This is a genomic window from Heyndrickxia shackletonii, assembly GCF_001420715.1.
In the GTDB taxonomy this organism is placed as follows: domain Bacteria; phylum Bacillota; class Bacilli; order Bacillales; family Bacillaceae_C; genus Margalitia; species Margalitia shackletonii.
In genome coordinates, this window is the sequence record NZ_LJJC01000004.1 from 2,520,331 (window position 1) to 2,532,280 (window position 11,950).

The 11,950-nt window shown below is 34.4% G+C and carries 11 protein-coding genes; 3 read left to right on the forward strand and 8 right to left on the reverse strand.

The window, feature by feature from the left end; all coding sequences use genetic code 11:
- Window positions 1-469 precede the first annotated feature (469 nt).
- Window positions 470-607 (reverse strand): hypothetical protein, encoded by a 138-nt coding sequence (locus AN964_RS26365; RefSeq protein WP_161809242.1) that lies wholly within the window; start codon window positions 605-607, stop codon window positions 470-472.
- Window positions 608-1,161: 554 nt separating this feature from the next.
- Between AN964_RS26365 and AN964_RS12020 the strand changes: the two genes are divergently transcribed.
- A complete protein-coding gene (locus AN964_RS12020) occupies window positions 1,162-2,400 on the forward strand; it encodes a Bcr/CflA family multidrug efflux MFS transporter (protein ID WP_055739908.1) in 1,239 nt (412 codons plus the stop codon).
- A 154-nt stretch (window positions 2,401-2,554) separates the two neighbouring features.
- Here AN964_RS12020 and AN964_RS12025 read toward each other — a convergent pair whose 3' ends face one another.
- On the reverse strand, window positions 2,555-3,649 hold the full coding sequence (locus tag AN964_RS12025) for an NADH-dependent flavin oxidoreductase (protein WP_055739909.1): 1,095 nt from the start codon (window positions 3,647-3,649) through the stop codon (window positions 2,555-2,557).
- Window positions 3,650-3,933: 284 nt separating this feature from the next.
- Here AN964_RS12025 and AN964_RS12030 point away from each other — a divergent pair, with 284 nt between their 5' ends.
- A complete protein-coding gene (locus tag AN964_RS12030) occupies window positions 3,934-4,329 on the forward strand; it encodes a (deoxy)nucleoside triphosphate pyrophosphohydrolase (protein ID WP_055739910.1) in 396 nt (131 codons plus the stop codon).
- A gap of 273 nt (window positions 4,330-4,602) precedes the next feature.
- On the opposite strand, the gene AN964_RS12035 is transcribed toward AN964_RS12030, so the two are convergent.
- The 5 genes from AN964_RS12035 to AN964_RS12055 form a co-directional block, all read right to left on the reverse strand.
- Complete coding sequence (locus tag AN964_RS12035; protein WP_055739911.1) at window positions 4,603-6,447, reverse strand: FtsX-like permease family protein; 1,845 nt, start codon at window positions 6,445-6,447, stop codon at window positions 4,603-4,605.
- 15 nt (window positions 6,448-6,462) lie between these two features.
- A complete protein-coding gene (locus AN964_RS12040; RefSeq protein WP_055739912.1) occupies window positions 6,463-7,224 on the reverse strand; it encodes an ABC transporter ATP-binding protein in 762 nt (253 codons plus the stop codon).
- Between the two features lie 94 nt (window positions 7,225-7,318).
- On the reverse strand, window positions 7,319-7,681 hold the full coding sequence (locus AN964_RS12045) for a YxeA family protein (protein ID WP_055739913.1): 363 nt from the start codon (window positions 7,679-7,681) through the stop codon (window positions 7,319-7,321).
- Between the two features lie 228 nt (window positions 7,682-7,909).
- Window positions 7,910-9,409 (reverse strand): HAMP domain-containing sensor histidine kinase, encoded by a 1,500-nt coding sequence (locus AN964_RS12050; RefSeq protein ID WP_055739914.1) that lies wholly within the window; start codon window positions 9,407-9,409, stop codon window positions 7,910-7,912.
- Window positions 9,393-10,094 (reverse strand): response regulator transcription factor, encoded by a 702-nt coding sequence (locus AN964_RS12055; RefSeq protein ID WP_055739915.1) that lies wholly within the window; start codon window positions 10,092-10,094, stop codon window positions 9,393-9,395. Before AN964_RS12055 ends, AN964_RS12050 begins: the two co-directional genes overlap by 17 nt.
- Window positions 10,095-10,502: 408 nt before the next feature.
- Here AN964_RS12055 and AN964_RS26035 point away from each other — a divergent pair, with 408 nt between their 5' ends.
- Window positions 10,503-10,796 carry a hypothetical protein gene (locus AN964_RS26035; RefSeq protein WP_152982379.1) on the forward strand — a complete coding sequence of 98 codons (294 nt, stop codon included), beginning with the start codon at window positions 10,503-10,505 and terminating at the stop codon, window positions 10,794-10,796.
- Window positions 10,797-11,174: 378 nt separating this feature from the next.
- On the opposite strand, the gene AN964_RS12060 is transcribed toward AN964_RS26035, so the two are convergent.
- Window positions 11,175-11,573 (reverse strand): hypothetical protein, encoded by a 399-nt coding sequence (locus AN964_RS12060; RefSeq protein WP_055739916.1) that lies wholly within the window; start codon window positions 11,571-11,573, stop codon window positions 11,175-11,177.
- Between the last annotated feature and the right edge of the window lie 377 nt (window positions 11,574-11,950).

Here is an 11,950-nt window from a genome sequence, read left to right on the forward strand (position 1 = left end):
CACAGGGAGGGCTACTTTTCTTCTATGATCATGACAATCAATGCAGCAAAACTGATCATCAAAACCAGTGCCTCGAAGATTGTCATCGGCAACACCTCCTTTCTTGTTGTGAAATGACCACGGAACAAGAAATAGGTGCCACCGCCCTCCCTGCTTATGTAGCTAATTATAGAATATCATAATTCCCAACAGAAACATACGTTCTGGTTTATTTTCTATATTTAAATTATAATTATGCACAACAAAAGTGCCTAATCCCCACTATCATAATATAGTAGAAATCAGGCACTTAAGACCAAGTAATTCTATTTTTTACGCAGGTAAATTCAGCACAAGCTTAAAAAAGTTTTGTGCTTTTTCATGATAAACATGCAAAATCTTCATTTGCGAAAATAATAGAATAACCAACACACTTCGAATAAACCATCTTTCTATGTACACTTACCTGAAAGATAGTTTTTTATTTCACCTATTGCTTTTTTATCGGAGTAACTACTGAAAATAAACTTTCTGTTGGATCCGATACTTTCACCTCTATAATCTTATAACCATTTTTCCCATCCTTGCTCGCGTTTTCCCTTGATATTTTCAACTGAATATCTTTCATTTTTCTTCTTACCCCCATATACATAAAATTACTCACAGAAAGCAGTATATGATGGATTTTGAAATATGTTCTTAGATATTTTATTTATTTTTTGTAATTTTTAAAGTGTTGATAAGTAAATAAAAACTCAAGACGAACCCAAACTAAATGTAGTCCCCATCCTTATTCTTATAGCACAACTCCATATTCATTTATAAAAGCAAGTGTTTTTTCAAATACTTTAACAAGTTGCTAATCGTTTTAATCACCTACAAACATTTGTTCCTATTCAAATTATATTAAGAATTTGGACGATTAGCAAATATAAACATTTAGCAGAGGCAATTTTATAAAATTGTTCCCAATTATGTATGTATATTTTAAATATGGTTGTCTGAGCATATTTTAATGTTTACCCGCAAATGAAATCAGGTTATAATGAAAATTACGTAATTTCGGATTTCGAAATTTTGTGTTAGGTCAAAGGAAGATTGATTTCGAATGGGGGGATTGTTGAAATTACTGTAGGAACGATACTAGTGTAAAAAGAAATTTAATCGAAAGGTGAGGAAAAATTGAATACACCTAGTGGAAAACAACGAATACAACTTGCAATTCTTTTAGGATCACTTGGACTTTTAGGACCTTTTACAATAGATACGTATTTGCCGTCCTTCCCTACTATTGTAAAAGATTTTCATACAACTGCTTCACTGGTACAAATTAGTTTAACTGCATGTTTATTAGGACTTGGGGCGGGACAATTATTTATTGGCCCGTTGAGCGATGTCAAAGGCCGCCGCAAACCATTGCTATTTTTTCTTTGCTTATACTTATTAGCTTCCTTGACTTGCTCGTTTGCACCTAACATCTATTTCCTTATTGTGGCTCGTTTTATCCAAGGTTTTGCTGCAGCGGGCGGTCTTGTGGTTTCCAGAGCTGTCGTCAGAGACCTCTTTAGCGGTAAGGAACTAACCAAGTTTTTTACTCTAATGGTGTTAGTCGGTAACTTAGGCCCTATCGTTGCACCGGTTGCCGGAGGAATCATCCTTTCTTTTACCAAATGGAATGGAGTTTTTATTGTTTTGGCTTGTATTGGCGCCATCTTAATCTTCACGGTTTCATTGAAACTTAAAGAAACGTTGCCAGTAGAAAAACGTGTTCCAAGTAACTTGCCTCAACTTCTGGGCAATTTTGGTTCTTTATTCAAGGATCGAGAGTTCATGGGATACGCATTCACGCAAGGATTTACCACTGCCGGAATTTTTGCCTATGTATCTGGTATTCCATTTGTCTATCAAAATATTTACCATGTCACTCCTCAACAGTTCAGCTTATTATTTGGAGTGAACGGTTTAGCATTAATCATTGGGAGTCAGTCGGTTGGGCGCTTTACAGACAGAATATCGGAGCGAACATTCTTAAAGATTGGGTTAGGAATCTCTAACTTAGCGGGAGCGTGTTTACTAATCGCCCTTCTTTTAAAAGCACCAATCATTGCCGTCGCTATCCCTATTTTCTTTTTTGTCCTATCAATTAGTATTATTGGAACAACGTCTTTTGCATTAGCCATTGAGTCACAAGGACATATTGCTGGCAGTGCCTCCGCATTATTGGGCTTATTGCCATTTGTACTCGGCTCGTTATCTGCTCCGCTCGTTGGAATCGCCGGATCAAATACAGGCGTTCCAATGGGAATCACCATCTTCGGTTCAAGCATTCTGGCGTTCCTTTCCTATTTTGTGTTAGTTAGGAGAGCTACAATTAGGGTACAAAGGGCGAAATCTACGGAAACGGAAACAAGTTTGCATTAGGAGTGCTTTTGGGCAACGTTTTGTTAGTAACCGTTTATTTGAGCTCTCACCTATTCTAATTGAATTTTCAATCCATTTAAAAACACCCCAGAAGTTAGGTTTTTCACTCTAACTTCTGGGGTGTTGCTATTTAAAGACAACCCTCTTTTGTGTACTATTTAACGCCAGGTACCCAGCCAGGATTTGATTGCATCATGCGCATCAACGGACTAGGAATGACATTCTCTCGTGTCATATCCATTTCAGTAATGACTTCTTCCCCTGCCGCAATTTTTTCTACCCAATGCGGCTCAATTAATAATTCTCGTCCCAATGCTAGTAGTTCTGCACCTGTTTCCATCGCTTCTAATGCATCTTTTTTCGAATAAATGGAGCCTACACCAATAAGCGGTATGCGACCATCAATGACACGCTTTATAATTTTAATACGATTTTCTTTCTCCCCTTCATAACGTCGTGCTATTGAACGGAAATCCATCTGTGAAATGTGTAAATAATCGAGTGGCTCTTTCGCTAAACGATCTACAAGTTGAACCGTATCATCGAGCGTAATACCATCTTCCTCGGGCTCTTCAGGGCTGAACCGATAGCCTACGATAAAGGAATCATCTGCGTATTGTTGCTTTACGCGATTCACTTCTGCCACTACTTCTAATGGGAAGCGCATTCGTTTTTCGAGTGTACCACCGTATTCATCTGTACGTTTGTTTGTGAAACCAGAGAAAAATTGTTGCAGTAAATATGTATTTGCACCATGTATTTCAACGCCATCATAGCCTGCTTCAATGGCACGCCGCGTTGTTTCACCAAATGCTTTCACGATTTCTTGAATCTCTTCCACCGTTAAAGCGCGCGCCTTTCCCCCATCTGCCGCTATCGTATCACTAGCACTAACAACATCGCCATTTGGCACAAGTTCACGAGGTGATTGGCGACCACCGTGATAAATTTGTAAAATCGCTTTAGCGCCACCTTTATGAATCGCTTGTGCCACACTTCGTAAACTGTCCATATAATCATCTGTATGCCCCGCAAATTGTCCCGGGAATCCTTTACCGTTTGCGATTACATATGTACATGCCGTAATTACTGCCCCTACTCCATAGGAACGCTCTTCATAATACGCTAATTCTTCATTTGATGCCGTATCGTCTGGATTAGCAGAATACGTAGTCATCGGTGCCATCACATAGCGATTGCGTAGCTCGACGCCGTTATGAAATTTAAATGGTGTTAAATAATTTGTCATTTTCTTCACTCCTCGAAATTCATAGTAAACAAATGAGATTTATTGGTCAATTTTTTTGCTTTGCATGCTAAGTTAATTTTAAAGAGCAAATAAACACAATCGGCGATTTCACTATACAGGAATAACAATGCGATTTTACTATTTTTTGCCCATGTTGTATTCTAATTCACTTAACATATATTTTCCTTTTTTTATTGCTTTAGCCATTTTGTATTTTGAAAAGAAATATATGTATAATATTGCACAAGGAAATGCCATTTCATGATTAAAGGATTGGAGGAAATATGAAAAAAACAATCAAAGTTGTAGCAGCCATTATAGAAAATGACAAAAATGAAATTCTTTGTGCACTTCGTTCTCCAAAAATGGATCATCCAAATAGATGGGAATTTCCTGGGGGTAAGGTTGAGAAGGATGAAGATATTTATACTGCCCTGGTTAGAGAAATTAAGGAAGAATTAACCTGTAAAATTGAAACGCATGAAATACATAATGACATTTTTCACGAATATGAGACCTTTAACATTAACTTAATCTCTATTAAATGCAAGATTGTAGAAGGAACTCCTATACCAAAAGAGCACTCTACACTTATTTGGCTTAAAAGAGAAAATCTTGATTCCTTGAAATGGGCTCCGGCGGATGTTCCAGCGGTTGAACTATTGATGGAAGGAATTTAACTTGAAACAAGTAGGCAACCTCCTTTTCTACCCCCAGCTTTCCATCTAAATGGGTGTTATTGGCCCAATACTGCACTTAAACGCCAAAAAGCACTATTACAAAAACTTTCGGTTCGACTAGCTAAACCAAGGGTTGTAAGCGTAAACTTCTAGACTTGAACAATTACATTCAAGCCAATTGAAACACCCATATTTTGTATACGGAACTATACTTTCGGTGGTGTAGGGAGGATATGGTTTGTCATTTCCTCCTATTAACCATCGAATCTCTTTTTACTCTTCATTCGGTAGAACAATTCTCTTATATAATTGAACTGTAATAAAGTAATATATCATATAAATGATGATGAATATGACAATCGGTACCCAAATACGGAAATACGGGTCAATTACCAAATATCTGAACATATTCATCCCAATTAAGACGTGAATAATGCCTACAATGGCTGGAAATAAAAAAACTAAAAATAATTCTTTATAAATAGACTTCGTTAATAACTCACTGCGAACACCTATTTTACGAAGCATTTCATATCGTGTAATATCTTTCGTTGCACCGGATAGAATTTTAAACATTAAACAACTGGCCATCATTGCTAAAAAAGCTATGCCTAAAAAGAGGCCCATAAATACTGTCCCACAGGCAACAGTATAAAATCCATTATATATTTCATATTTACTTAACATATCATCAGCTTTTAAATTTTTATATTTAACTAGTTGTAATTCGTCAATTCTTTTCCATTCTTTTATATGTGAAGCAAAATCATCCGTTTTCCCGAAAAATACAATTCCTTTATTACCTCGTATGTCAATATAGGTTTTTAAATCTACTATTTTTAACCCTTTATCAAAGTAATTTAGGTAGCTAGGCTGAATAGATCTTAAAGCAGAAGCCCATTCATCTGGGAGTATCTTTTTATTATTTTGACTATCACTTGAAACAGCTCCTACTGGAAGGTTTTCAGTAACACGTTTTACCTTACCTGTATAGCCTTTTTTATTCTCTTCATGAATTAGTGGGCGATATTTCTCAAGATCTTCTTTTAAATAATATACAAACCTATCATCTACTTTATAACGATACTTATTTTTTTCAATAAAAGGAATACTATTTAGGATTTTCATCTCTTCCGCTGTTGGATTGTAAATCACTGTATCATATATTTCCATTCGTTCCGTAGATTTTATTACATTATTTTTGAAGGCCAACCCCCCTGATATTGCACCAGCACCAAGTGCAACTAACATTGCTACTGTTGCAAGTACTTTCGTCAAATGATTAATACGGAAGTTTAATTGAGCAAATGTAAAAGCATTAATGCCTTTTTCCCTATACTTCTTATTACCTTTTAGTTTTTTTATAATTAACGGCAAAACAGAAGTAAATAACATATATGTTCCTGCTGTTGCCGTAAGCATTGAAATCATAATACCTGATTCTCGTAGTTTATCCAGATTCATCATGGATGCATAGCCAATCCCTAATAAAATTATTGAAAAGAATGCTACAACCCCACTCGCTTTTCCTTTTATTACCACACTATCTTTTTGAGTATCTGCGTGAACAAGCTGCAAAACCGAGATACGTGATAATTTAACACTATTGATAACGGCGGATAATATAAATAGAGAGAAAAAGAACAGACAAGTCATTACCATTGATGGTACATAAAAGCCTTGATAACCACTTACTGTAAAATTAAGTTGCTTCATAAGCAATTTTCCTATTCCTTGTGCAAGTCCTATTCCTACTATAATACCAAATATTATAGATGCTATTCCGATAACAATAGTCTCTATAAACATAATCAATGTAATCTTATTTTTTTTTGCTCCTAACATCATATACATTCCAAACTCTTTTTGCCGAAGAGATAATAAAAAAGAGTTTGCATATAAAATATAGAAGAAAGTGATAATTGCTAGTAAGACTGAACCGGTTTGAAAAACGAATCCAATGGACTTAATTGTCGAATTTGCTTCAAGAAAAGCTTTATTCAATGCAAGTGTTTGAAACATGTAAAAAATTGAAATCGACATAACAAGACCTATAAGTAAGACGACGTAATCTTTCAACTTACTTTTTAGTCCTGACATGGAAAGCTTAAATAACATGCTGAACTCCCTTTCCTATTCTTTATGTATATCTATGTATGCAAGCACATCCAGAATTTCTTTATAGAAAGCCTCACGCGTACTACCACGGTGAATTTCTTTATACAATTTTCCGTCTTGAATGAATAAAATACGCTGGCAATAACTAGCACTATATGGATCATGAGTAACCAACATAATGGAAATATCTTGTTTTTCATTTAAATTTTTCATTGCTTCTAAAAGACTCGTTGCATTTTTAGAATCAAGCGCACCTGTTGGCTCGTCCCCGAGAATAATAGCTGGTTCATGTACCAGCGCACGTGCTGCTGCGGAACGTTGTTTTTGTCCACCTGAAACTTCCGAAGGGTATTTTTGAAGAATTGCGGAGATCCCTAACATATCTGCTACCTTCTCGACCTTTTGGCTAATCTTTCTTGAAGAAGTACCCCGAAGTGAAAGTGGCAATGCAATATTTTCATAAATGGATAAATTCTCAAGCAAGTTAAAGTCTTGGAAGATGAAGCCCAACTTTTGAGCACGAAAGTCGGATAATTCATTTTGCTTCATCTTAGAAATTTCCGTACCTGCTATTTCAATCATGCCGTCTGTAGCTTTATCAAGTGTTGAAATTACATTTAATAATGTGGTTTTCCCTGAACCAGATGGTCCCATTATTCCAACAAATTCCCCCTCTTGAATGGAGAACGTTAATCCCTTTAATGCATGAGATTGATTCTCCCCTTTTTTCCCATAAACTTTTTTCACATTTTTCACATTTACAACTGGTTTGTTCATGTATATCTCCTACCTATCGTGTCTTTTGTTTCTTTATGAATACCTATATAGCTTGTTATATAGTAGTTACAGAAATCCTAAAGTAGTTTCTATGTTATTTTTGTTTTTGTAGTTTTTCTTTTACCTTTTCAGGAACATCCTTTTCTTTTACAATCTCATATTCGAAAACATATTTTCCTTTTACATGTACTTTTATAAAAGTGTTTTTCGGAAAGTCCTTATCAGAAGTTGTTACTTTTATCTCATCTTCTTTTCCTAATTCATCCACACCGTTTAACATGAACATATATCGTTGCGGGAAATCAGGATTTGGTTTTCCTTCGCCTTGTAGAAGTGCATATACATCCTTTTCTTTAACAAGTGGATTAAATCTATCTCTATATTCCTTTCCGATATATGTTGATATTCCTGCTCCAATAATAATTAGCACTATAACTCCAAGTAATAACTTTTTCATTTCTTTTTCCTCCTATACTGATAATCTTCAGGATTTCAACGAAACTATATAACCTAACCCTAAGTATAAGGAGCATTTCTTAATAAAAATCTGAGAAGCTTCTTAAGGTTTTCTTAACAAACTAATAGAAATGACCAATATCGCTAGAATAAAAAAAGAACTCTTGCAAAATAAGAGTTCTAAAACTTATTCTTAAGTTTGTATAATCACAATCTGTTTCAATAATAATTAGTTTTCACCTAAAATCGGGAGTAAAATGATAAATCGAATTACTCCATCTTCATATTCTGCCTGAATTTCTCCTCCTTGTAGTTCTACAATACTTTTTGCAATCGCAAGACCGAGTCCAGAACCTTCCTCTACTCTACTCCTTGATTGATCTTTTTTATAGAAACGTTCAAATAAGTTCTCCAATTCTTCCTTGGTGAACTCCTCACTATAATTTGCGACGGATATTTTAAGGTTATTTGGTTGTTTTTCAAGCGAGACAAGTATTTCTCCGTTATCTTTACTATATTTAATGGCATTCATCAATAAATTGTCAAACAGTCGAACCGTTTGCTCAGAATCAACGACAGCATATAGATCCTCGTCTGAGAATTTTTTTTCAATGGTAAGACTGCGTTCTTCTATTTGAGGTACTAATTCTTCGATTAATTGGTCTAGGAGTTTATTTATACATACTTCTTGTAAATCTAATACGAAATTTTCATCAGTAAGCTTTGTATATTCAAATAAATCTTCTATTAAATTCTGAAGCTGTTCGGACTTTGAATAAGCAATTTTTATATATTCATTATGTTGTTGATTATTTTCATATTTCCCATCTCGTAACAAGCTCAAATAACCCATTATGGATGTTAATGGTGTTCGCAAATCATGTGATACGTTTGTAATCAATTGATTTTTTTGCTTTTCTACTTTTCTTTCCTTTTCAATTTTCACCATTAGTTCTTCAGCCATATGATTAATATTACCTGTTAAGGAAGCAATTTCATCCTGACCTTTCATTTCTATACGATATGCCAAGTTCCCTTTTGCAATTTCTTTTACACCTCTGGCCATTGCTTCAATCTGCTTCATCTTTCGCTTAGTTATATAAAAGAAAGTAAAAATAAACACCAAAAATCCAATTATAAATGGAAAAGGTCCTTTTTTCGTCTCATAACTTACATCCCCTTCAGGAATTCCGCTTACGAAAAGATATAAGTTTTTCCCTTTAATCGTCACAGGATAAAACGTTATAAACTCTCTTCGCGACAACTCTACCTCTCCCTTACCGGCTGGTGCGTTAATTGCAAATGACATGACATTGCTCATCATATCATGTAAATTAATTTGAACTTCCTGCGCTTGTTTTGTTTTATATAAAACCTTGCCTGTTTCATCAGTAACAAGTACTTTCAATGCATTTTGTCCATTTTTTAAACGTTGATTTTCATCTTCAATCATATTATTAATGGCAACAATTGAATTTTCTTCAGCCGTTGTTTCTGCTGTTGATTTAGCTTCCATGTTAATCTGTTCCATACTACTACTGTAATCGATTATAGCCCTTTTATTCATGTCTTCAAATAATGGTGTTGTTACCCTTGTAACTAAAAATCCTAAGAATACGCAAAAAACAAACGTTGTAATTAACTGAATTCTAATACTTTTTTGGATGCTAGTTCTCATTATTTGAATGAGTCGTTTTATAAATACAATGGGTTTAACTATCTTTTTCAATTTTATATCCTACTCCCCAAACGGTTTTTATATAACGTGGTTTTCTTGGATTTTCCTCTATTTTTTCACGTATTTTTCGAATATGAACCATCACCGTATTATCAGATTGAAAAGCCTGTTCATTCCATACTCTTTCGTAAATTTGGTCAGCACTGAAAACAATACCACGGTTTCGAGCAAGCAGTTCTAGAATAGAAAACTCTCTAGGTGTTAAATTTTTTTGCTTTCCACCAACTTTTACTTCATGTGTGGAGACATTAATTTGAATATCACCAATCTCGATTTCGTTTTCGTTTTTTTCAAAGCCTCCACTCATTTTTGTAAACCTGCGGAGCTGTGATTTGATTCGAGCTATTAGTTCTAATGGATTAAAAGGTTTGGTGACATAATCATCTGCCCCAGTCGTTAATCCCAATATCTTGTCCATATCTTGTGTTTTTGCGGATAACATAATAATAGGCATTTCTGCTATTTCTCTTACTTTCATACACATATGGATACCATCTATTTTTGGCATCATTATATCAAGTAAAATTAAATGTACTTCATTTGTCTTTAATAGTTCTAAGCCTTCTTCTCCATCCCTCGCCTGTAAGACTTCATACCCCTCATTTCTTAAATAGATAGTAATGAAATCTCGAATTTCCTTTTCATCGTCCACAACGAGTATTGTTTCTTTATTCATTATAAATCCCCCATTTATTAACTATAATAGATACTTAAAAATGATGTTCTTATTGATTGCCCTCTAAACAAATATGTTTATTTTTCATCTTTAAATAAATAGAATAAATAATTATTATAACAACTATACCACCAAAATAAAGCCCGTACTTCTTTGCCATTCCTATCCCCATCTATATTGTGTAAGCTAGCATATAGTTTAAATAGTATTTCTTAAAATAATTAGGGGTCGTTTCTTAAGTTTTTCTTAAGGGGGTGGAGTGGATATTCTCAAAAATGAAAGTTTTTGAGTTTTTTTATTTTGAACGATTTAATAACTCTCTTAATATTTCAAAACATTACTTAAAATCTATAACTACCGTTTATGATACATTTTTATATAGAGGTGAAAGACTTTAAATGAGTTCATGTGAAAGAAATTGTTGAAAGGACTGGAATTAGAGGGCTACTCTTTCCCGATATTTACAAAAGTAAACATTCTAAACATCTTAAAATAAAGGGAGTTTGTGTTATGGCATCGATTGAGCGAACAGTGTATCCTCAATTAAACGTAACCCACGTAAAAAGAATTACATCAAGTCTATTCTCCAACAACAGAAGAACCCCAATTTGTTCATTCTTTTACAAGGGGATCAGAATTTTTGCTGAGGGCCATGGTGCTGCTGAAAACATTTCAGAAATTAGGATAATTCCCGTAAAGTGACTCCATACCGATAGAGGCTATTGAACATATTCGAGACTGCTTAAGCTTATCACAAGAAACTTCATTAGATATCCGACTGTCTCGAGTTAAAGTAAATATCAACAAAAGATTCGAGAGTATTTTCATGTTATACCTAACGGAAAGGAAACACGTCCATGCAGAAAAAGATAGATGGGAAGAGATGCTTCATAGGGGGGCATTTAATAAATTTATCCTTTTTAATGAGAAAAATCGCGTGCTTTTCACGTCGAATTGCTCACAGGGCCATTGGAGTTGTGTATGACTCTAAATATGAAATCTGTAGAAGTTGTTTATCAATAAGAAACACGGGTGCATGTCTCTTCACGAATTTGGATACGGGAGAACCGCCACCGTGTTTCATTTATTTTTCCAACCGTTTTTTGAATGAACTTGAATGATTTTACTATTACTAATATACTTAACTGTTTTTCCATCCTCTTTGTACTTCGTTACTTTATATTTAATTTTTGCTGAATCGTATTCTGGGTGCTCCCTCAAAAAATAATAATCCTCCAATATAGTCCCTGTTGCCTGTTTCACTTCATTGGATAGCCATTGGGTTTTCCATCTATACCATTTATCATAACTACCAGCGTATATAGCCTCTTGCTTTTCTTTAAGCTGCAGAAATTCATCCTTCGTTAAGATTTTTGTAACAGTTGACTCTTCCTTAGTCTTATGAACATAAATTTTATTACACAAACTTAGAATTTCATGGAAACTAAAAAATAGAACCAAAGCAATTGCAATTAACACTAATATTATCCCTGTTTTAAGTTTGATTTTCCTTCAACTCCATCCATAATTAGAAGGTTTTTATTTCTTATATGTATATTTGTTATTTATGTGTTAAAATCCTTTTTTTCGAAAGGCTTTGTTACTATTCATTGTTGATTTGCGTATATGTATGAGAAATTAATAGGCGGAGTATTTCCGACTAATGTAGATAGTGAAGGCTTAAGAGGCCGATATAAGCGGAGTATTTCCGGTTAACTTCTCAAAATAAGACAAAATTCAATGATTTGGATAAGATAAGCGGAAAAATTCCTTTTATTTATAGGGAAATGTGGGTATTTCCCAATTTAAACGGAATTTTTCCGTTTATCTTTATCACAGTGAAATATACGGTGAGT